Consider the following 21,508-nt stretch of genomic DNA (forward strand, 5'->3'; position numbering starts at 1 on the left):
TCAACCTGTTGTTATGCGGTGCACCGCGCCCCCTTCACGCGCATCGATCCGGTTGCTGAGGCATCAGTGGAGTACTGACAGTTTTATCATCAACCTGCGTAGGCCTTTGCCCTGCTCTGTGGGCGACCTTGGTTGAGCAAGAAACGACATCACATCGCCAGCAGGACGTTTTGTAGGAGTTATCTTCAGAATCCCGCCCGAAGTTTGCATATCAAAATTATGCAGCCGCACTGGCACGCGCCAAATCCGGGTAAGATGCGCGCCTTTGCTCCCCCAGATAAGCCGACCATGCCCGCGACTGCCCGCTTTCCTGCCCTGCCCTATTTTCTTGCCTTGATCCTTGGTGTGCTTGCCCTCGCCGGCTACTGGTATGGCCTCGGCCGGCCGGTAGTGCTGCCGGATGTGGCGAGCGCCAGTCATAAGTTGCAGTGTGCGTCCTACACGCCCTTCGACAAGGACCAGTCGCCGTTTGACCAGCCATTCAAGCTGCGTCCCGAACGCATGGATGCCGACCTGGCCTTGCTGGCCACACGCTTTGAATGCATCCGCACCTACTCCATGACCGGCCTGGAAGCCTTGCCGGACATGGCGCGCAAGCATGGTTTAAAGGTCATGGCCGGCGCCTGGGTCAGCAGTGATCCGGTGGCGACCCAGAAAGAAATCAACGAACTGATCGCGGCGGCCAACACCAATCCCGATGTCGTCACTTCGGTGATCGTCGGCAACGAGGCGCTGCTGCGCAAGGAAGTCACGGCCAAGCAACTGGTGGCGCTGATCCATCAGGTCAAAAGCCAGATCAAGCAACCGGTCACCTATGCCGATGTGTGGGAGTTCTGGCTGCAACACCCGGAAATCGAGCCGGCGGTGGACTTCCTGACCATTCACCTGCTGCCGTACTGGGAAGATGAGCCGTCCGGCATCGACCAGGCGCTCAAGCATGTAGGCGATGTACGCCAGACCTTCGGCCACAAGTTCGCGCCCAAGGACATCGTGATCGGCGAGACCGGTTGGCCCAGCGAAGGCCGTCAGCGCGAGACTGCCGTGCCAAGCCGGGTGAATGAAGCCAGGTTCATGCGCGGCTTTGTCGCCATGGCCGAAGCCAATGGCTGGCGCTACAACCTGATCGAAGCGTTTGACCAGCCATGGAAACGTGCAAGTGAAGGCGCAGTGGGCGGGTATTGGGGGCTGTTCGATGCAGACCGCCAGGACAAGGGCATCCTCGCAGGGCCGGTGACCAATGTGCCGTACTGGTCGTTGTGGCTGGGCGTAGGCGCCGTGATTCTGCTCGGTACCCTGGCGCTCGGTGGCCGCATTCGCAGCAAGCGCTCCGCGGTGCTCCTGCCACTGCTCGGTGCGGTTGCTGCCTGCTCCATCGGCACCTGGGCCGAACTGACCCGCGTCACTGCGCGTTTCAGCGATGAATGGGTATGGGCAGGCTTGCTGGTGGTCTTGAACCTGTTGGTGCTGGCCCACGCCGCCCTGGCCCTCAGCGCCCGTGACGGCTGGCGCGAGCGTGCATTCAACTGGCTGGAGCAACGCGCTGGCTGGCTGGTGGCGATTGCCGGGTTTGCGGGGGCGGTGATGATGCTGGCGCTGGTGTTTGACCCGCGTTATCGCAGCTTTCCAAGCGCGGCGCTGGTGCTGCCAGCCCTGGTGTACCTGGTGCGCCCGGTGACCGGGCCGCGTCGGGAGATTGCGCTGCTGGCCTTCATTATCGGTGCCGGCATTGCGCCGCAGTTGTACCGCGAAGGGCTGTTGAATCAGCAGGCCTGGGGTTGGGCTGTGGTCAGCGTGCTGATGGTTGCGGCTTTGTGGCGTTGCTTGCGAGTGCGCAAGGCTTAAGATCGCTATCGCAGGCAAGCCAGCTCCCACATTTGACCGTGCTCACAGATAGAAATGTGTGAACCCAATCAACTGTGGGAGCTGGCTTGCCTGCGATGAGGCCACATCAGGCGCAGCCAGGCTTCCTGACCAACCGCAATCCCGCAATCACCACCGCAAACACCGCAAACGTCGTGTTGTACAACTCCAGTGCCGGCAACCCGAACACCAACCCCACTACTGCCAACGCCCATCCCGCACGCCCCGGTACAAAAAAGCCCAACACCGAGGTGATCAACGCCGCCCAGCCCAGCACCTTGAAGTGAATCATCAACCCAAGGTTCGCACGCACCTGGCACTCCCAGCGGCTGGCCTCCTCTGCGCAGAGGCCAACCCACTGCCCATCCTCCATAAAGCCATAACGTGCGGCATAACTGGCAGCCAGCCATAACGGCAGAGCAACAAGCAGCAAAATCAACGGCAAGCGGCGGGACATGGGGCACTCCGATAGGCAAAAACGGCGCTCAGCTTAATCCCACCGCGGCCGTTAGCAAGGTGTTCGCGCAGATATCTGTTCAACAATGCATGGCAAAGTGTATCGTCTGGCTACTATTACCCCGATTCCGACGTTTTTTCCGACTTTTCGTGCCGCTGCCTGGCACTTCGGTGGCAACGCGGTGGTCATAGCCTGCGAATTTCATTCAGCACGTTTCCTCTTAGGGATTAAGTCATGCTCCGTTCCTTGCGCTGTGCTGCCTTGCTGGGCAGCCTATTTTTGAGTGCGTCAGCACTGGCCGTCGATATCGACCAGGCCAGCTATGGCTACCCTTTGACCAACCCGTTCGAAGCGACCATCGCCACCACGCCTCCCGACCTTCGGCCAACCTTGCCGACCGATGATGAGATCAACCAATCCGATTACACCCTGAATATGCGCCCCGAGCGTGAGTTCAGCCTGCCCGATAACTTCTGGGCAGTGAAGAAGCTCACCTATCGCATCGCCAAGCAGGACCGCGCCGCGCCGCTGATCTTCCTGATCGCGGGCACCGGTGCGCGGTTCGACAGCAGCATCAACGAATACCTGAAGAAGCTGTATTACCAGGCCGGCTACCACGTGGTGCAGTTGTCATCGCCCACCAGCTTCGACTTCATCAGCGCTGCCTCGCGCTTCGCCACCCCGGGTATCACCCAGGAAGACGCCGAAGACATGTACCGCGTGATGCAAGCCGTGCGCGCGCAGAACGCCTCGCTGCCGGTCACCGACTTCTACCTCACCGGCTATAGCCTGGGGGCGCTGGATGCGGCGTTCGTCAGCAAGCTCGATGAGACGCGCCGCACCTTCAATTTCAAGAAAGTGCTGCTGCTCAACCCGCCGGTCAACCTCTACACCTCGATCACCAACCTCGACAAGCTGGTACAGACCGAGGTCAAGGGCATCAACAACACCACCACTTTCTATGAACTGGTGTTGAGCAAACTGACCCGCTACTTCCAGCAAAAAGGCTACATCGACCTCAACGATGCGCTGCTCTATGACTTCCAGCAGTCCAAGCAGCACCTGAGCAACGAACAGATGGCCATGTTGATCGGCACCTCGTTCCGCTTCTCGGCTGCCGACATTGCCTTTACCTCGGACCTGATCAACCGCCGTGGCCTGATCATTCCGCCTAAATACCCGATCACCGAAGGCACCAGCCTCACGCCGTTCCTCAAGCGTGCCCTGCAATGCGACTTCGACTGCTACCTCACCGAGCAAGTGATCCCGATGTGGCGCGCCCGCTCCGACGGCGGCAGCCTGCTGCAACTGATCGATCAGGTCAGCCTGTACGCCCTCAAGGACTACCTGCGCGACAGCCCGAAAATCGCCGTAATGCATAACGCCGATGACGTGATCCTCGGCCCTGGCGATCTGGGTTTCCTGCGTAAAACCTTCGGCGATCGCTTGACCGTCTACCCGCTGGGCGGCCACTGCGGCAACCTCAATTACCGCGTCAACGCCGACGCCATGCTGGAGTTCTTCCGTGGCTAAATATCTTCTGCTGCTCGCCGCACTGATGTGCGCAGGCGTGGCCAATGCCGACAACAGCAAGGCTCAAGAGCCCATCAAGGTCGATGCCGACGGCTTCAAGGAGCCGCTGACCAAGCTCAAGTTCAACCCGGGCCTGGACCAGCGTGAATTCGAGCGTTCCACGCTTACCGCGCTCAACGTCTACGACCCGCTGGAGTCGTGGAACCGCCGCGTTTACCACTTCAACTACCGCTTCGACCAATGGGTGTTCCTGCCGGTGGTCAATGGCTACCGCTACGTCACGCCGAGCTTCCTGCGCACCGGTGTGAGCAACTTCTTCAACAACCTGGGCGATGTGCCCAATCTGTTGAACAGCCTGTTGCAACTCAAGGGCCATCGCTCCCTGGAAACCACCGGGCGCCTGCTGGTCAACACCACCATCGGCGTCGCCGGCCTGTGGGACCCGGCCACGGCCATGGGCCTGCCACGCCAGAGTGAAGACTTCGGCCAGACCCTGGGCTTCTACGGCGTACCGGGCGGTGCCTATGTGGTGTTGCCGATCTTTGGCCCGTCGAACCTGCGTGATACCACCGGCTTGCTGGTGGACTACACGGCAGAATCGCAGATCAACTTCCTCAACGTGTCCGAAGTCAGCTCCAACCACCCGGAAGTCTGGGCCCTGCGCGCCGTCGATAAGCGCTACCAGACCAGCTTCCGCTACGGCCAGATGAACTCGCCGTTCGAGTATGAGAAGGTGCGGTATATCTACACCGAATCGCGCAAGTTGCAGATCGCCGAATAAACAGCAGCGACAAAAAAAGGCCATTCGATTGAATGGCCTTTTTTATTGCATTGATTTTACTCGCTTACTCAGATAGAAATTTTCTATTAGGAGGCAAGCCATAATCGTTCTCCCCCTTATCGCCTTGGGTGAACAGGCGGACGGACACCATTATGAAACCAACGACCGGTATCAAAAACCAAAGCGCATACGCCCCAGTAATGTTCACATCATGAAGCCTGCGAAATGTCACTGACACCGCAGGTGGGATCATGAACAAGACGTAAAACCCAAATGGAACGATAAACCACGGACTCGAGAGAACCTCCGCCAAGTACGCTATCAATATAGAGCCCCAAATCAGCATTATGTCCATCACTACAAACGCCCAATATTCCCTTCTACAGGCTCGCCCACTGAACTTGGCATAGTTTTTTATCGCTTGAAAACACCAGTTCATCCTTAACCCCTTATCGATCCATTTTTCGCGCCACTTCACATGAAGAAGCGCGATGCATCCTATAAATGCATGGAAAACCGGGCTGTAGGATTAAACTTAAACAGCGTTTCGATTTGCAATCAATGCGAACTAATCAGCGCTTAGCTGTTCGCCATACCTTGCCGACTGCTTGGACAACGATCAGCACCAAAGCCCCTGCAACGATCCCCGCCAGCGCATTGAGCAACGTCGGCATCAACCATGCCAGCGCCCCCGTGCTTTGGCTTACCGTTTCGATCCAATGATGCACCACAGGCACGCCATGGGTGAGGATGCCGCCACCGACCATGAACATCGCCGCCGTGCCGATCACTGACAGGCTCTTCATCATGTAGGGGGCCGCACTCAGGATCGCGCCGCCAATACTGCGCGCCACCTGACCCGGCTTCTGCGTCAGCCACAGCCCCAGGTCGTCGAGCTTGACGATACCGGCCACCAATCCATATACGCCGATGGTCATGACAATGGCGATACCCGATAGCACAATCACCTGTTGCGTGAGCTGCGCGTCGGCGACGATGCCGAGGGTGATGGCAATGATTTCGGCCGACAGAATGAAGTCGGTACGGATCGCGCCCTTTATCTTGTCTTTCTCGAACGCCACCAGATCGGTTGCCGGGTCGGCCACCGCTTCAGCCAACTGCGCGTGTTCGGCTTGATCTTCAGCCTTGCTGTGCAGGAATTTGTGGGCGAGTTTTTCGAAGCCCTCGAAACACAGGTAAGCGCCGCCCAGCATCAATAAGGGGGTCACGGCCCAGGGAGCGAAGGCGCTGATCAGTAACGCGGTAGGCACCAGGATCAACTTGTTGATAAACGAGCCCTTGGCCACCGCCCACACCACCGGGATTTCCCGCTCGGCGCGCACGCCGGAGACCTGCTGGGCGTTCAGTGCAAGGTCATCGCCCAGCACGCCCGATGTCTTCTTGGCGGCCATTTTTGTCATCAGCGCGACGTCATCGAGTACCGCCGCGATATCGTCGATCAACACCAATAAGCTGCTTCCTGCCATGAACCGGACTTCCGTTAGAGAGAGATGACGCGAGCATAGCCCGGCGTACGGCCTTGCGGCCAGATTGTTGAGGCCTGCTGATGGCCGGTGCTACCATGCGCAACCGCCTGTCATGGCAAGGAAACGTCTGGTTTATGAGCAGCATTCGCGAGCGCAACAAAGAAAAAATCCTGCGGGCGGCGAGCGAGGAGTTTGCCGACAAGGGCTTCGCCGCGACCAAAACCAGCGACATCGCCGCCAAGGCCGGGCTGCCCAAGCCCAACGTCTATTACTACTTCAAGTCCAAGGACAACCTCTACCGCGAGGTGCTCGAAAGCATTATCGAGCCGATCCTGGCCGCTTCCACGCCGTTCAACCCCGAAGGGGAGCCCAAGGAAGTATTGAGCAACTACATCCGCTCCAAAATTCGCATCTCCCGCGACCTGCCGTTCGCCTCCAAGGTGTTCGCCAGCGAAATCATGCACGGCGCCCCACACCTGAGCGCCGAGCAGGTTGAACAGCTCAATGCCCAGGCCAAGCACAATATCGATTGCATCCAGAACTGGGTGGATCGTGGGTTGATTGCGGCTATCGACCCTAATCACCTGATGTTCAGCATCTGGGCGGCGACCCAGACCTATGCGGACTTTGACTGGCAGATCTCAGCCGTTACCGGCAAGGCCAAGTTGGATGAAGCCGATTATGAGGCGGCGGCGCAGACGATTATCCGGCTGGTGCTCAAGGGGTGTGAGCCGGATTGATAGACCGCGGCGAGGCTATCGCAGGCAAGCCAGCTCCCACACGAATTTGCGCCGAACACAAAATGTAAAGTGGTCACAATCCCCTGTGGGAGCGGGCTTGCCCGCGATAGCGCCCATCCAGACACATCCTGCTAAAAGCCTGCCGATCAGCCTTCGCCCCTCAGTCTAGCCTCTCAGAACACCATCTGAAGAGAGGCCAAGGAATGCCCGATCTCCCTGCTTCAAATCGCCTGCGCATCGGACGCTATAACGAATCCAACCGCATTTACCTGCTCACCACCAACACCCTTGAACGCGAGCCCATCTTCAGCGACTTCAAACTCGGCCGCCTGGTCGTACAACAATTCAGGATCGCTCAATATAAAGGGCTCGCAACATCATTGGCCTGGGTAGTGATGCCTGATCATTTCCATTGGCTTGTTTCTCTGGAGAAAGGTTCGCTTGCCGACTTGATGCGCCAAGTTAAATCCAAGAGCACCCGAGTGGTGAATGCGGTGGCGGGCCGCCAAGGTCGCCTCTGGCAGCCGGGCTTTCATGATCATGCCGTGCGTCGAGAGGAAAGCCTTGAGGGGATTGCACGTTACATCGTAGCCAATCCACTCAGGGCCGGGCTGGTAAAGAAATTTGGCGACTATCCGCTATGGGATGCCATTTGGGTTTGACTGTAGACCGAGTCGACTGCATCGCAGGCAAGCCAACTCCCACACTGAGTGGGCTCACACAGTTAGATCTGTGAACACCGTCAATGTGGGAGCTGGCTTGCCTGCGATAGCTTACTCACAGTCAGAACGACTCAAGCCGACACCCCCGCATCCGCCATCAACCCCACCCCCTCAATCGCCGTGATCGCACACTGCTCGTCAATATCCGACGTATCCCCGGTGATTCCAATCGCCCCCAACACCACCCCCGACTGATCCCGTATCAACACCCCGCCCGGCGCCGGCACCACACTGCCCTGCCCCAGGCTGTTCAACGCTGCGATAAACGCCGGCCGCTGCTGCGCATCCAGTGCCAGTAAACGTGAGCCCTTGCCCAAGGCAATCGCCCCCCAGGCCTTGCCGATGGCGATTTGCGGGCGCAGCAGGCTGGCGCCGTCTTCGCGCTGCAAGGTAATCAAGTGCCCCCCGCTATCGAGTACCGCGATGGTCAGCGGCGCTGCAGAAATCGTGCGGCCTGCGGCGATAGCATGGCCGGCCAACTGGGTGGCGAGTTTCAAGGTTAAAGCGCTCATGGTGCCGTCCTTCTTTTGTTATTGGAAAGCGGTGGAGTTCTGTTTGATCAGATGCTCGATCGAATAAATAGAACACAATGACATTTGTTTTTGTATACAATATTTTCAAACAAATGCTCCATACGTCGAAAAAAGCCGTTCCGACGAACGCAAAGGCCGTTTCATAAAATGCATTGACCTGCGCCGTCCGCCGTGAATACACTTTGGACAAACACCACTTGTATACAATTACAAAACGCAAGAGGCACCAAAACCATGAGCAAAATGAGAGCAATCGAAGCCGCTGTCCTGGTGATGCGCCGTGAAGGTGTGGATACCGCCTTCGGTATCCCGGGCGCCGCGATCAACCCGCTGTATTCAGCCTTGCAGAAGGTGGGTGGCATCGATCACGTCCTTGCTCGCCACGTTGAAGGCGCCTCGCACATGGCCGAGGGCTATACCCGCACCAAGGCCGGCAATATCGGCGTGTGCATCGGCACTTCGGGCCCGGCGGGCACTGACATGGTCACCGGCCTGTACAGCGCCTCGGCCGACTCGATTCCGATCCTGTGCATCACCGGGCAAGCGCCACGTGCACGGATGCACAAGGAAGACTTCCAGGCCGTCGATATCACCAGCATCGTCAAGCCCGTGACCAAGTGGGCCACCACCGTGCTCGAACCCGGCCAGGTGCCCTACGCGTTCCAGAAGGCTTTCTATGAAATGCGTTCCGGGCGCCCAGGCCCGGTACTGATCGACTTGCCGTTCGACGTACAAATGGCCGAGATCGAATTCGACATCGACGCCTACCAGCCACTGCCCCTGGCCAAGCCGTTGGCCACTCGCATTCAGGTCGAGAAAGCCCTGGCGATGCTGGACCAGGCTGAACGCCCATTGCTGGTGAGCGGTGGTGGCGTGATCAACGCCGACGCCAGCGAGTTGCTGGTGGAGTTCGCTGAGTTGACCGGCATCCCGGTGATTCCGACCCTGATGGGCTGGGGCACCATTCCCGATGACCACCCGCTGATGGTAGGCATGGTCGGCCTGCAGACGTCCCACCGTTATGGCAACGCGACGATGCTCAAGTCGGACGTGGTGCTGGGTATCGGCAACCGCTGGGCCAACCGTCACACCGGCTCGGTGGAGGTGTACACCGAAGGGCGCAGATTCATTCACGTTGACATCGAGCCGACGCAGATTGGCCGCGTGTTCACCCCGGACCTGGGTATCGTCTCCGACGCCGGTTCCGCGCTGACGATGTTCATTGAAGTCGCCCGCGAATGGAAAGCCGCCGGCAAGCTCAAGGATCGCAGCGCCTGGTTGCATGACTGCCAGCAACGCAAAGCCACGCTGCACCGCAAGACGCACTTCGACAACGTGCCGGTCAAGCCGCAACGCGTGTACGAAGAGATGAACCAGGTGTTCGGCAAAGACACCTGCTACGTCAGCACCATCGGCCTGTCGCAGATTGCCGGCGCGCAATTTTTACATGTGTACAAGCCACGCCACTGGATCAACTGCGGCCAGGCGGGCCCGCTGGGCTGGACCATTCCGGCGGCACTCGGCGTGGTCAAGGCCGACCCGAGCCGCAAGGTGGTGGCGCTGTCAGGCGACTACGACTTCCAGTTCATGATCGAAGAACTGGCGGTGGGCGCGCAGTTCAAGCTGCCGTACATCCACGTGGTGGTGAACAACTCTTACCTGGGGCTGATCCGCCAGGCCCAGCGCGGCTTTGAAATGGACTACTGCGTGCAGCTGTCTTTCGACAACCTCAACGCCCCGGAACTCAACGGTTATGGCGTCGATCATGTGGCCGTCGCCGAGGGCCTGGGCTGCAAGGCGCTGCGTGTGTTCGAGCCGGGCCAGATCCAACCGGCCCTGCGCAAGGCTCAGGAAATGATCGAAGAATTCAAAGTGCCGGTGATCGTTGAGATTATTCTGGAGCGAGTGACCAATATTTCCATGGGCACCGAGATCAACGCCGTCAACGAATTCGAAGACCTGGCCCTGGTCGGCAACGATGCGCCGACTGCCATTTCCCTGCTCGATTAAGGAGAACCCTATGCCGCGCTTTGCCGCCAACCTGTCCATGCTGTTTACCGAACAGGACTTCCTTGCTCGCTTCAAGGCAGCCGCCGATGCCGGCTTCGAAGGTGTGGAATACCTGTTCCCGTACGAATTCAGCTCTGCCGATATCAAGGCACAGCTCGATGCCAACGGCCTGACCCAGGTGCTGTTCAACCTGCCGGCCGGTGATTGGGCCAAGGGCGAGCGCGGCCTGGCCTGCCACCCGGACCGGGTCGAGGAATTCCGCGCCGGGGTCAAGCTGGCCATCGCCTATGCCCAGGTATTGGGCAACACCCAGGTCAACTGCCTGGCAGGTATCCGGCCACAAGGCGTCGATGACGAGACCGTGGAAAAAACCTTCGTCGCCAACCTCAAGTACGCCGCCGAGAAGCTGCAGGCGGCGGGTATCAAGCTGGTGATGGAGATGATCAACACCCGCGACATTCCGGGCTTCTACCTCAACAACACGGCGCAGGCTCTGTCGATTCGCGAGCAAGTGGGCAGCGCCAACCTGTTCCTGCAATACGACATCTACCACATGCAAATCATGGAAGGCGACCTGGCGCGGACCATGCAAACGCACCTGGGTGAGATCAACCATATCCAGCTGGCGGACAACCCGGGGCGCAACGAGCCAGGTACCGGTGAGATCAACTACCGCTTCCTGTTCGAGCATCTGGACCGCATTGGTTACGCAGGTTGGGTCGGCTGTGAGTACAAGCCGTTGACCACGACCGAGGCGGGTTTGGGTTGGCTCAAGACCCATAACGCCATCTGACAACTGACACAACATAAAACAATGTGGGAGCTGGCTTGCCTGCGATGCAAACACCTCGGTGTATCAGTCAGGTCCGGTTGATGCCATCGCAGGCAAGCCAGCTCCCACATTAAAAGAGGATTTTGATCATGGCTAAAATCGGATTTATCGGCACCGGCATCATGGGCCAACCCATGGCCGCCAACTTGCAGAAAGCCGGTCACCAACTGTTTCTCTCCGAGCACCACGGCAAAGCGCCCCCCGAGCTGCTTGCTGCCGGCGCCATCGCCTTGGCCAACCCGCAGCAGGTCGCCCAGGAAGCGGAATTCATCATCGTCATGGTGCCCGACACCCCACAGGTCGAAGACGTGCTGTTGCGCGCCGATGGCGTGGCCGCCGGTCTGTCACCCAATAAAGTAGTGATCGACATGAGCTCGATCTCCCCCACCGCCACCAAGGCGTTCGCGGCGAAGATCAACGAAACCGGCGCGCAGTACCTGGATGCACCGGTGTCTGGCGGTGAAGTCGGCGCCAAGGCCGGTACCTTGAGCATCATGGTCGGTGGTGAACCGCAGACGTTCGAACGCGCATTGCCGCTGTTCCAGGCCATGGGCAAGAACATCACCCTGGTGGGCGGTAACGGCGATGGCCAGACCGCCAAGGTCGCCAACCAGATCATCGTCGCGCTGAACATCCAGGCGGTGGCCGAAGCCTTGCTGTTTGCCTCGAAAAACGGTGCCGACCCGGCCAAGGTGCGTGAAGCGTTGATGGGTGGCTTTGCGTCGTCGAAGATTCTGGAAGTACATGGCGAACGCATGATCAAGGGCACCTTCGATCCGGGCTTCCGCATCAACCTGCATCAGAAAGACCTGAACCTGGCATTGGCCGGCGCCAAGGAACTTGGGATCAACCTGCCGAACACCGCCGGCACCCAGCAAGTGTTCAGCACCTGCACGGCGATTGGCGGCGGTAACTGGGACCACTCGGCACTGATCAAGGGCCTGGAGCACATGGCCAATTTCTCCATCCGCGACAAGTAACCCACCTTGGAATGCAATCCAGTGTGGGAGGGGGCTTGCTCCCGATAGCAATCGGTCATTCAACCACTATGTCGACTGATACACCGCTATCGGGAGCAAGCTCCCTCCCACATTTTGACCGCATTTCAAATCTGAAATGGCTGCACTCCTAACAACAAGAATCCCCCGGGAGCCCGCTTATGTCGGTCGATCCGCAACACCTGCTTCGCGAGCTGTTTGCCACAGCCATCGACGCCGCCCACCCCCGGCAAGTCCTTGAACCCTACCTGCCTGTTGACCGCAGTGGCCGAGTGATCGTGATCGGCGCCGGCAAGGCCGCGGCCGCCATGGCGCTGGTCGTCGAAGACTGCTGGCAGGGAGAGGTCTCGGGCCTGGTGGTCACCCGCTACGGGCACGGTGCGCCGTGCAAAAAAATCGAGGTGGTCGAAGCGGCCCACCCGGTGCCGGATGCTGCCGGCCTGGCTGTGGCCCAGCGCGTACTGGCGCTGATCAGCAACCTGGGCGAAGAAGACCGTGTGATTTTCCTGCTGTCCGGCGGCGGTTCGGCGCTGCTGGCCTTGCCCGCCGAAGGCATCAGCCTGGCCGACAAGCAAAGCATCAATAAAGCCCTGCTCAAATCCGGTGCCACCATTGGCGAGATGAATTGCGTGCGCAAGCACCTTTCGGCGATCAAGGGCGGGCGACTGGCCAAGGCCGCATGGCCGGCTACCGTGTACACCTACGCAATTTCCGATGTGCCGGGCGACCAGGCCACGGTGATCGCCTCGGGCCCAACCGTCGGTGACCCGAGCACTTCGCAACAAGCCCTGGCAATCCTCAAGCGCTATGGCATCGACGCTCCCGCCTCGGTGCGCAGTTGGTTGCAAAACCCCTCCTCGGAAACCGTCAAGCCTGGCGACCCGGTGCTCGCCCGCAGCCACTTCCAATTGATCGCCCGCCCCCAGCAATCCCTGGAAGCCGTGGCCGTGAAGGTCCGCCGGGCAGGGTTCAGCCCACTGATCCTCGGTGACCTGGAAGGTGAAGCGCGGGAGGTGGCCAAGGTGCATGCCGGCATCGCCCGGCAGATTGTGCAGCACGGCCAGCCCCTGGCAGCGCCGTGCGTGATCCTTTCGGGCGGCGAAACTACCGTCACCGTGCGCGGCAACGGCCGTGGCGGACGCAATGCCGAATTCCTGCTCAGCCTCACCGATAGCCTTAAGGGCATGCCCGGCGTTTACGCCCTGGCCGGCGACACCGACGGTATCGACGGCTCGGAAGACAATGCCGGCGCGATCATGACCCCCTGCAGCTACCGCCGTGCCGAAGCCCTCGGCCTGAGCGCCAGCGACGAGTTGGATAACAATAATGGCTACGGCTATTTCGCCGCCCTGGGCGACTTGATCGTCACCGAGCCGACCCGCACCAACGTCAACGATTTCCGCGCCATCCTGATCCTTGAGACTGCCAACCATGACGCCTGACAAGAAGGTCAAAATCCTCGCCACCCTGGGCCCGGCCACCGACGGTATCGATGACATTCGCGAGCTGGTGCAAGCCGGGGTGAATATCTTCCGCCTCAACTTCAGCCACGGTGAGCACGCCGACCATGCGCAGCGTTACCAGTGGATTCGCCAAGTGGAGCGCCAGCTGAATTACCCGCTGGGCATCCTCATGGACCTGCAAGGGCCGAAGCTGCGGGTCGGACGTTTTGCCGAAGGCAAGGTACAGTTGATTCGCGGCCAGGCTCTGCGCCTGGACCTCGACCCGACACCCGGCGACCAACGCCGCATCAACCTGCCCCACCCAGAGATCATCGCAGCCCTTGAACCGGGCATGGACCTACTGCTCGACGACGGCAAGCTGCGCCTGCGGGTGATCACCAAACACGCCGATGCCATCGACACCACCGTGCTCAACGGCGGCGAGCTGTCCGACCGTAAAGGCGTAAACGTCCCACAAGCGCTATTGGAACTCAGCCCGCTCACCGCCAAGGACCGCCGCGACCTGAGCTTTGGCCTGGAGCTGGGCGTGGACTGGGTGGCGCTGTCCTTTGTGCAGCGCCCGGAAGATATCCGCGAGGCCCGCGAGCTGATTGGCGACAAGGCCTTCCTGATGGCCAAGATCGAGAAGCCCTCAGCCGTGCAGCGCCTGCAGGAAATCGCCGAGTTGAGCGATGCGATCATGGTGGCCAGAGGCGACCTGGGCGTGGAAGTGCCGGCCGAAAGCGTGCCGCAGATCCAGAAAGACATCATCAGCACCTGCCGCCAACTGGGCAAGCCGGTAGTGGTCGCCACGCAGATGCTCGAATCCATGCGCTTCTCCCCGGCGCCGACGCGTGCCGAAGTCACCGATGTCGCCAACGCCGTGGCCGAAGGCGCGGACGCGGTGATGCTGTCGGCCGAAACCGCGTCGGGCGAGTACCCGCTGGAAGCGGTACAGATGATGAGCAAGATCATCCGTCAGGTGGAAAATGGCCCGGATTACCAGGCGCAACTGGACGTCAGCCGGCCCAAGGCGGATGCCACGGTGTCGGACGCCATCAGCTGCGCGATCCGGCGCATCAGCAGCATCCTGCCGGTGGCGGTGCTGGTGAACTACAGCGAGTCGGGCAGTTCCAGCTTGCGCGCCGCAAGGGAGCGCCCGGTGGCGCCGATCCTCAACCTCACGCCGAACCTGTCCACGGCGCGACGCTTGAGCGTGGCGTGGGGCGTGCATTCGGTGGTCAATGATCGTTTGCGTCAGGTCGACGAGGTGTGTTCCACCGCGCTGGAAATTGCCCAGGCCCAGGGTATGGCGCAGCGTGGGGATACCTTGGTGATTACCGCAGGGGTGCCGTTCGGGCAGCCGGGGTCGACCAACTCGCTGCGTATCGAGACATTGCTCTAGCGCCTGTAGGGGCCTCATCGCAGGCAAGCCAGCGATGGGGACAACTCGGTCTCATTGAATACCTATCATGCACAACCACACCTGCCCCGACTGGGCCGAAGCCCTGCTCAACGGCTTCAGCCAGATTTTCCTGCAGCGCCACCCGCTGTGCGGCCTGCTGTGCCTGCTGGCGATCCTGATCGGCGCCCCGGACTTGCTGGGCGGTGCGTTGCTGGGCGGTGTCGCGGGGTTGCTCACCGCCCAGCGCCCTGGGTATCCCAAAGCTGAGCGTCAGGCCGGGCTGTATAGCTACAACGGCGTACTGCTGGGCTTGTTGATCAGCCAGCACTTTGCCTGGTCGGCGCTGGTGCCGCCGTTGATCCTGGCGGGCGGCGGCTTGAGCGCTATCCTCACCCGGCAATGGTTGAAACACGCCAGCCGGCCCCACAATTTGCCCGCCTACACTGCCCCCTTTGTTGGCCTCGGCTGGCTGCTGCTCGGCCATGTACCTCAAACTACGCTTGCGCCGGCCCAGGCCGACATGTTCGCGGTACTCACGGCGCCCTTTTCCGGTCTTGGGCAAATCATGCTGCTGGAGCAGCCCCTGGCGGGTCTTTTAATCGCCCTGGGTTTGCTGCTGGCTGACCACCGTGCCGCCGCATGGGCCATGATCGGCGCCAGCCTCGGTGTGCTGGCCGGCCTGTGGTTGAATGAGCCTTCCGGTGCCCTGCTCGGTCTGCACAGCTATAACCCGGCATTGGCGGCCCTGGCCCTGAGCCCGTTACGTCGCCAGCCCTGGTTACCGCTGCTGGGCATCGGCCTGGCCATCCTGCTCACGCCGGGCTTCACCGCCCTGCACCTGCCCGCACTGACTGCACCGTTTATCCTCGCCTGCTGGCTGGTGCGCGCCGGTCACCGGTTGCTTCACAAACCCCGCATGGACAGCCCGTTCGAATCCCCCTAGGCTTGCTCGATATTCGCTTCAGGCAGGATTTATGGACAGCAACAACGACTGGCGCCAGCGGCTCTACATCATGGTGTTTCAAAGCGATACCGTCGCCGGGCGGCGCTTTGACGGCATCCTGCTGCTGATCATCCTCGCCAGCCTGGTGATCGTGATGCTCGACAGCATCGACCAGATCCACCAGAACTACGCGGACGTGCTGGCCTATATCGAATGGGGCTTCACGCTGATCTTCGCCATCGAGTACGGCCTGCGCCTGTATTGTTCGCCCAAGCCGCTGCGCTATGCCTTCAGTTTTTATGGCCTGGTGGACCTGCTGGCCATCGTCCCCGGCATCCTCGCCCTGTACTACAGCGATGCGCAGTACCTGCTGATCATCCGCATCATCCGGATGCTGCGAATCTTCCGCGTGCTCAAGCTCAGCCCGTACCTCAAGCAAGCCAATTATTTGATGGCGGCGCTGCGCGGCAGCAAGCAGAAGATCGTGGTGTTCCTGGTCAGCGTGTGCACGCTGGTGACGGTGTTCGGTACCTTGATGTACGTGATCGAAGGCCCGGAACACGGGTTTACCAGCATTCCCAAGGGCATCTACTGGGCCATCGTGACCCTGACCACCGTGGGCTTCGGCGATATCGTGCCCAAGACACCGCTGGGCCAGGTGATTTCATCGCTGGTCATGATCACCGGTTATTCGATCATTGCCGTACCCACGGGCATTTTTACCGCCGAGCTGGCCAGTGCCATGCGTGGTGAACAGCTGCGTACCGAGTGCCCGGCGTGCAAGAAAGACAGCCACGAACCCAACGCCGCGTTTTGCTCGCGCTGTGGCAGCAATCTTTTCCATAAACTGGAATAAGCAAAGTTCGTTTTAATCTTTAAAGGTCTATGCAGGCCCGGCTATAGTCGCTGGCAAATTGCCTCCCCTCTTCTCGAACAACAAGGAATGAGCAGTGAAAAAAATCCTCAGCGCCTCTCTTCTGGCCGCCGGCCTGGCCCTGGCGGGCTCTGCCCAGGCAGCGACCACCCTGCTCAACGTCTCCTACGACGTGATGCGCGACTTCTATAAGGACTACAACGCCGCTTTTCAGAAGCATTGGGAAGCCGAGCACCCGAACGACAAGTTGACCCTGCAGATGTCCTTCGGCGGCTCCAGCAAACAGGCGCGCTCGGTAATCGACGGCCTGCCGGCTGATGTGATCACCATGAACATGGCCACCGACATCAATGCCCTGGCCGACAATGGCAAGCTGGTGCCGGACAACTGGGTCACGCGCCTGCCGAACAACAGTGCACCCTTTACCTCTGCGACCGTATTCATCGTGCGCAAAGGCAACCCCAAAGCCCTGAAAGATTGGCCGGACCTGCTCAAGGACGGCGTGCAGGTGATCGTGCCCAACCCGAAAACCTCGGGTAACGGCCGCTACACCTACCTGTCGGCCTGGGGTTATGTGCTCAAGAACGGCGGCGACGAAGAGAAGGCCAAGGCCTTCGTCGGCAAACTGTTCAAACAAGCGCCAGTGCTGGACACCGGTGGGCGTGCCGCGACCACCACGTTCATGACCAACCAGATCGGCGACGTGCTGGTGACCTTTGAGAACGAAGCAGAAATGATCGCCCGTGAGTTTGGCCGCGATCAGTTCGAAGTGATCTATCCAAGCGTTTCCGCCGAAGCCGAGCCGCCCGTTTCGGTGGTCGACAAAGTGGTCGAAAAGAAAGGCACCCGTGCTGCCGCTGAAGACTACCTGAAGTACCTGTGGTCGCCAGAGGGTCAGGAAATTGCGGCCAACAACTACCTGCGCCCACGGGATCCGAAGGTGTTGGCCAAATACACCGACCGCTTCCCGAAGGTGGACTTCCTGTCGGTGGAGAAAACCTTTGGTGACTGGCGCACGGTGCAGAAGACCCACTTCAACGATGGTGGGGTGTTTGACCAGATCTACTCCGGCCAGTGAATGATCTTGGCTGAATAGACTCGATCAAAATTGTGGGAGGGGGCTTGCTCCCGATAGCGGTGTGTCAGCCAATGCCTGTGCTGACTGACACACTGCTATCGGGAGCAAGCCCCCTCCCACATTGGGTTTTGCATTGAGTCATTATTTCGCGGCATGACAGTTATCACGCCAAGCGGCCTACTCACTGCCGGCCCTTGCCTTTACTCTCTCACCCCATCGTCCTTCGCCTTACGAGCACGCCATGAACGCTACCTCTCACGCCACAGGCACCATGACCCGGAGCATGGTCATGCTGTTCGCGTTTTGCTGCGGCGCCATCGTCGCCAACATCTACTACGCGCAGCCAATCATCGAACTGATTGCCCCGGACATCGGCCTGACGCCGGCGATGGCCAGCCTGATCGTGTCGCTGACACAAATCGGTTATGCCTTGGGCCTGTTCTTCCTGGTGCCGTTGGGTGATTTGCTGGAAAACCGCAGGCTGATGATCTTCACCACCGTGGTGGCTATCGCGAGCCTGTTGGGCGCAGCGTTCACCGAACAGCCCAACCTGTTCTTGCTGGTGTCGCTACTGATCGGTTTCAGTTCGGTATCGGTGCAGATCCTCATCCCGCTCGCCGCGCACCTGGCCCCTGCCGAGTCCCGTGGTCGTGTGGTCGGCAGCATCATGGGCGGCTTGCTGCTGGGCATTCTGCTGGCGCGGCCGGTGTCCAGCGTGGTGGCCGACCACTTCGGCTGGCGTGCGATGTTTATGGCCGCCGCCGCCTTGATGGCGTTTATCAGCGTGGTGCTGATGCTGACCATTCCCAAGCGTCAACCCGATCACAGCGCCAGCTACGCCCAATTGCTGCGCTCCCTGGGCACCTTGCTGCGTAAGCAGCCGGTATTGCGCCAGCGTGCGTTTTACCAGGCGTGCATGTTTGCCACCTTCAGCCTGTTCTGGACCGCTGCTCCACTGGAGCTGGCGCGCAACCATGGCCTGAGCCAAAGTGAAATCGCGCTGTTCGCCCTGGTGGGTGCCCTGGGCGCCATCGCCGCGCCCATCGCCGGTCGCCTGGCCGATGCCGGCCACACCCACCGCGCCTCGCTGCTGGCAATGCTGTTTGGCGCGTTGAGTTTCCTGCCCGCGTTCGTGCATCCGGTGTACAGCGTGATCGGCCTGGCAGTGACCGGCGTGGTTCTGGACTTCTGCGTGCAGATGAACATGGTCCTCGGCCAGCGCGCTGTATACGCCCTCGATGCCCACAGCCGCAGCCGCCTGAACGCGCTGTACATGACCAGCATCTTCATCGGCGGTGCGTTCGGTTCGGCAATTGCCAGCAGCGTGTATGAACACGGCGGCTGGCTGAGCGTGATGCTGGTGGGCAGCGCTTTCCCACTGGTGGCGTTGTTGCGTTTCCTTTCTGCATCGCGCCAGGTGAAGGTGGCAACCGCCTAAGAGCGCACCAACTTCTCCAGCGCCGCATCCGCCAGAAAGGAGGACCGGCTTTTGACCTTGTGCTCGCGCACATAACGGTCAATGCGCTGAATGACATAGCCGGGCAAGGTCACATTGACCTTCTCGGTCTTGCCAAGATAAGGCGAGATGTCCAGTTCCAACATGCCCCAGCCCATGCCCAGATAGTCTTCATGAGCGTGATGAGTGGCGACCGAGGTTGGCATCGGAATCACCCCACCCTCTGCGGCGATTTCCTGCAAAAGGATATGCGCCACTTCCACGGCGGCATTGTAGGCTTCTTCGAAACTGTCCCCGGCAGTGACCGCGCCTGGGATATCAGGGATCTGGATACCGGTGGCGGTGAAATCATCGCCCCATTCGATACAGATTGGGTATTGCATGAATGCTCTCCTTAAAACTGAAACAACCCGGCGCGCTTCCTGCAACTCCTTGATCAATAGCCTGCTCTGCACCGCTGCCTCCGTGGCTTGGCCTGAATAAAAGTAACCCTAGAGTTACCATTATTCAAGCGCAAAAAGCATCGCCCGGACTGGCGGCTGTTTTACCGAATGTTGAAAACTCACGAAAAAATCGAAAACAGCCTGCTTATAAAACCCGTGAACGATGAAAAAACGTTCTGGATAAAGCTCCCCCCTGGCCTGGGACCCGGTTCGTGCGGCTGGTCTGTGTCTGGAGTCGGTTCTGGAATAGGCGTCGGGAGAGGTTCTGGAACAGGCGCGACAATGGTTTCAGGGGTGGGGAAAGGAATTACCGTTGGGGCCTGCCCGCTCCACACCACATCCGTCTGTTTGATCTGGCCTTGGCTGGTCACCAACAGATCAGCTGTGCCAGTGCCAGTCGTATCCACCGCCAGGGTGAAACGCCCCGTCGCCGAGTCATGCCCGAGCACCGCATCCCCCGCCCGGCCTTTGAATCGGTCGGAGAAATTCAGCGACTTGAGCTGCGCAGTCTGAAGCACTCCGGTCAGGTCAATCTTGTCGATCCCGCTTTGGAAGTCCTGGATGATGTCCGGGTTCTGCGGCGTTGAATCGACGACACGGTGATAGACGAACGTGTCCGCCCCAGCACCACCGTGAAGCTTATCCGCACCCCGGCCGCCCGTAAGACGATTGCCAGCTTCGTTGCCTATCAATGTATCGTCGCCGGAACCACCAATGGCATTCTCCACGCTCACGCCCTTGGCAATCGACACATTCCCCCGCAAGCCACCTACATCCGAGAACGTTTCGGCCTTGAGGCTGATGGTTTGGTTCTGGGTGAACCCGGAGAAGTCGAGCGTGTCGTTACCACCGCCGTCCCAAACGGTGAAAATCGGTTTGTCACTCCCGCGCTTGAGGCTATAGAACTCCCGAGCGGAGTTGGAGTTGAAGCCGTAGGTGGTATCGGTATTGCGGGTTTTGCTATTCGCCCCGTAAAGCCGCTGGGCCGCGGCGATATCATCCATCATCGGCGCTACCGGGCTGTGCCTGGCAAAATTATGCCCAGGCTGATAAGTCTCCGCCCAATAACTCATGACACTGCGTGCCTTGGTGTCCTGGGCATATTCGGCAGAGCGCTCGTAATTGAAGCCACCACCATCGTATCCACCCGGATGACTCAACCCGAGGGTGTGCCCCAGTTCATGGATCAACAAACCCAGGAAGTGGCTGCCCATGGTCGGGTTATGCGCACCGCTGGTGCCGATGTTGGCCTGGACTCTGGAGTAATGCCTGTTAGGCAGCCTTGCCCAGCCCGACGAACCCGACGTGCCCTTGATACTGATGGTGCCATCGGTGTTCGAGCCGTTTTCGACAAATTCGATATTGGCGACATCCGCCCAGTATTGCAGGGCTTGTCTGGCTCGCTCTTTCTGCGCGGCATTGAAACCGCCAGCAAAATTAAAGCCGACGACAACCTTGCCATCTTTATTGAGATCATGAAACTTGGATCCACTGCGCGTAATATGTTTCGCCGCCTGATCCGTGGTGAAGGTTTTTTTATTGTTTGCCCAGAGAACAACTGCGTTCTCAGCGGCTGATAAACGGGACTGCGACATCGCCGAAGCGCGCGTACGGGAAGAATGCCTAACAGGGATTTGCATGGTGTATTGATACTCTGAACAGTGAAGAATTAACCGTCCATATATGAATTACCGACACTGACTTATCCGTGGCCAGCCCGATAAAAATCCCATATCAAAAACACCTTAACTACCGTTATTTTTTTGCGAAAGCATTTATTAAACACAACAGCAAAAAGTCCGTACAAGTATTAATCGGATCGACACACCCCTACATACCAATCGCCACAAAGGCGTTAAGCCACAGAAGAAACAGTTTTCAACAAATCAACTTAATTCAATCAAGAGTTTTACT

At 59.5% G+C, this 21,508-nt stretch carries 20 protein-coding genes; 14 read left to right on the forward strand and 6 right to left on the reverse strand.

Annotated elements, in window-relative coordinates; all coding sequences use genetic code 11:
* Positions 1 to 288: 288 nt before the first annotated feature.
* Positions 289 to 1,842 (forward strand): glycoside hydrolase family 17 protein, encoded by a 1,554-nt coding sequence (locus JH25_RS21745; protein ID WP_032881046.1) that lies wholly within the window; start codon positions 289 to 291, stop codon positions 1,840 to 1,842.
* A gap of 106 nt (positions 1,843 to 1,948) precedes the next feature.
* On the opposite strand, the gene JH25_RS21740 is transcribed toward JH25_RS21745, so the two are convergent.
* Positions 1,949 to 2,317, reverse strand: coding sequence for a hypothetical protein (locus JH25_RS21740; protein ID WP_032877093.1), 369 nt, complete (start codon positions 2,315 to 2,317; stop codon positions 1,949 to 1,951).
* 234 nt (positions 2,318 to 2,551) lie between these two features.
* On the opposite strand from JH25_RS21740, the gene JH25_RS21735 reads away from it, so the two are divergent.
* Positions 2,552 to 3,850 (forward strand): serine/threonine protein kinase, encoded by a 1,299-nt coding sequence (locus JH25_RS21735; RefSeq protein ID WP_032877094.1) that lies wholly within the window; start codon positions 2,552 to 2,554, stop codon positions 3,848 to 3,850.
* Positions 3,843 to 4,631: an MlaA family lipoprotein gene (locus tag JH25_RS21730; protein ID WP_032877095.1), complete on the forward strand. Its 789-nt coding sequence runs from the start codon at positions 3,843 to 3,845 to the stop codon at positions 4,629 to 4,631. Before JH25_RS21735 ends, JH25_RS21730 begins: the two co-directional genes overlap by 8 nt.
* A gap of 64 nt (positions 4,632 to 4,695) precedes the next feature.
* On the opposite strand, the gene JH25_RS21725 is transcribed toward JH25_RS21730, so the two are convergent.
* Together JH25_RS21725 and JH25_RS21720 are read right to left on the reverse strand one after the other, a co-directional pair.
* A complete protein-coding gene (locus JH25_RS21725; RefSeq protein WP_081883283.1) occupies positions 4,696 to 5,070 on the reverse strand; it encodes a DUF805 domain-containing protein in 375 nt (124 codons plus the stop codon).
* A gap of 133 nt (positions 5,071 to 5,203) precedes the next feature.
* Positions 5,204 to 6,118 carry a DUF808 domain-containing protein gene (locus JH25_RS21720; protein WP_032877096.1) on the reverse strand — a complete coding sequence of 305 codons (915 nt, stop codon included), beginning with the start codon at positions 6,116 to 6,118 and terminating at the stop codon, positions 5,204 to 5,206.
* Between the two features lie 134 nt (positions 6,119 to 6,252).
* On the opposite strand from JH25_RS21720, the gene JH25_RS21715 reads away from it, so the two are divergent.
* Positions 6,253 to 6,858 carry a TetR/AcrR family transcriptional regulator gene (locus JH25_RS21715; RefSeq protein ID WP_032881048.1) on the forward strand — a complete coding sequence of 202 codons (606 nt, stop codon included), beginning with the start codon at positions 6,253 to 6,255 and terminating at the stop codon, positions 6,856 to 6,858.
* 203 nt (positions 6,859 to 7,061) lie between these two features.
* The gene (locus tag JH25_RS21710) at positions 7,062 to 7,520 is read left to right on the forward strand and encodes an REP-associated tyrosine transposase (protein WP_032877097.1); all 459 of its coding nucleotides are present in this window, start codon (positions 7,062 to 7,064) and stop codon (positions 7,518 to 7,520) included.
* A 131-nt stretch (positions 7,521 to 7,651) separates the two neighbouring features.
* On the opposite strand, the gene JH25_RS21705 is transcribed toward JH25_RS21710, so the two are convergent.
* Complete coding sequence (locus JH25_RS21705; protein WP_032877098.1) at positions 7,652 to 8,092, reverse strand: GlcG/HbpS family heme-binding protein; 441 nt, start codon at positions 8,090 to 8,092, stop codon at positions 7,652 to 7,654.
* Between the two features lie 255 nt (positions 8,093 to 8,347).
* Here JH25_RS21705 and gcl point away from each other — a divergent pair, with 255 nt between their 5' ends.
* The 9 genes from gcl to JH25_RS21660 all read left to right on the forward strand — a co-directional run bounded on the left by gcl (position 8,348) and on the right by JH25_RS21660 (position 19,133).
* Positions 8,348 to 10,123, forward strand: coding sequence for a glyoxylate carboligase (gene gcl, locus JH25_RS21700; protein ID WP_032877099.1), 1,776 nt, complete (start codon positions 8,348 to 8,350; stop codon positions 10,121 to 10,123).
* A 10-nt stretch (positions 10,124 to 10,133) separates the two neighbouring features.
* Positions 10,134 to 10,916 carry a hydroxypyruvate isomerase gene (gene hyi, locus JH25_RS21695; RefSeq protein ID WP_032877100.1) on the forward strand — a complete coding sequence of 261 codons (783 nt, stop codon included), beginning with the start codon at positions 10,134 to 10,136 and terminating at the stop codon, positions 10,914 to 10,916.
* Between the two features lie 128 nt (positions 10,917 to 11,044).
* Positions 11,045 to 11,935, forward strand: a complete 891-nt coding sequence (locus JH25_RS21690) for a 2-hydroxy-3-oxopropionate reductase (protein ID WP_032877101.1) — start codon at positions 11,045 to 11,047, stop codon at positions 11,933 to 11,935.
* 179 nt (positions 11,936 to 12,114) lie between these two features.
* Positions 12,115 to 13,395, forward strand: a complete 1,281-nt coding sequence (locus JH25_RS21685) for a glycerate kinase type-2 family protein (RefSeq protein WP_032877102.1) — start codon at positions 12,115 to 12,117, stop codon at positions 13,393 to 13,395.
* Complete coding sequence (gene pyk / locus JH25_RS21680; RefSeq protein ID WP_032877103.1) at positions 13,385 to 14,800, forward strand: pyruvate kinase; 1,416 nt, start codon at positions 13,385 to 13,387, stop codon at positions 14,798 to 14,800. The genes JH25_RS21685 and pyk overlap by 11 nt, the downstream gene beginning before the upstream one ends.
* Before the next feature lie 67 nt (positions 14,801 to 14,867).
* On the forward strand, positions 14,868 to 15,743 hold the full coding sequence (locus tag JH25_RS21675; protein ID WP_032877104.1) for an urea transporter: 876 nt from the start codon (positions 14,868 to 14,870) through the stop codon (positions 15,741 to 15,743).
* Between the two features lie 31 nt (positions 15,744 to 15,774).
* Positions 15,775 to 16,599, forward strand: a complete 825-nt coding sequence (locus tag JH25_RS21670; RefSeq protein ID WP_005786531.1) for an ion transporter — start codon at positions 15,775 to 15,777, stop codon at positions 16,597 to 16,599.
* Between the two features lie 94 nt (positions 16,600 to 16,693).
* Positions 16,694 to 17,695, forward strand: coding sequence for a sulfate ABC transporter substrate-binding protein (locus tag JH25_RS21665; protein WP_005786529.1), 1,002 nt, complete (start codon positions 16,694 to 16,696; stop codon positions 17,693 to 17,695).
* Between the two features lie 241 nt (positions 17,696 to 17,936).
* Complete coding sequence (locus JH25_RS21660; RefSeq protein WP_081883284.1) at positions 17,937 to 19,133, forward strand: MFS transporter; 1,197 nt, start codon at positions 17,937 to 17,939, stop codon at positions 19,131 to 19,133.
* On the opposite strand, the gene JH25_RS21655 is transcribed toward JH25_RS21660, so the two are convergent.
* The gene (locus tag JH25_RS21655; protein ID WP_032877106.1) at positions 19,130 to 19,534 is read right to left on the reverse strand and encodes a type II toxin-antitoxin system HicB family antitoxin; all 405 of its coding nucleotides are present in this window, start codon (positions 19,532 to 19,534) and stop codon (positions 19,130 to 19,132) included. The genes JH25_RS21660 and JH25_RS21655 overlap by 4 nt on opposite strands.
* 179 nt (positions 19,535 to 19,713) lie before the next feature.
* The gene (locus tag JH25_RS0126910) at positions 19,714 to 21,189 is read right to left on the reverse strand and encodes a M10 family metallopeptidase C-terminal domain-containing protein (protein WP_236648026.1); all 1,476 of its coding nucleotides are present in this window, start codon (positions 21,187 to 21,189) and stop codon (positions 19,714 to 19,716) included.
* Positions 21,190 to 21,508 lie beyond the last annotated feature (319 nt).

It is taken from the genome of Pseudomonas sp. BRG-100 (genome assembly GCF_000737955.1).
Classification (GTDB): domain Bacteria; phylum Pseudomonadota; class Gammaproteobacteria; order Pseudomonadales; family Pseudomonadaceae; genus Aquipseudomonas; species Aquipseudomonas synxantha_A.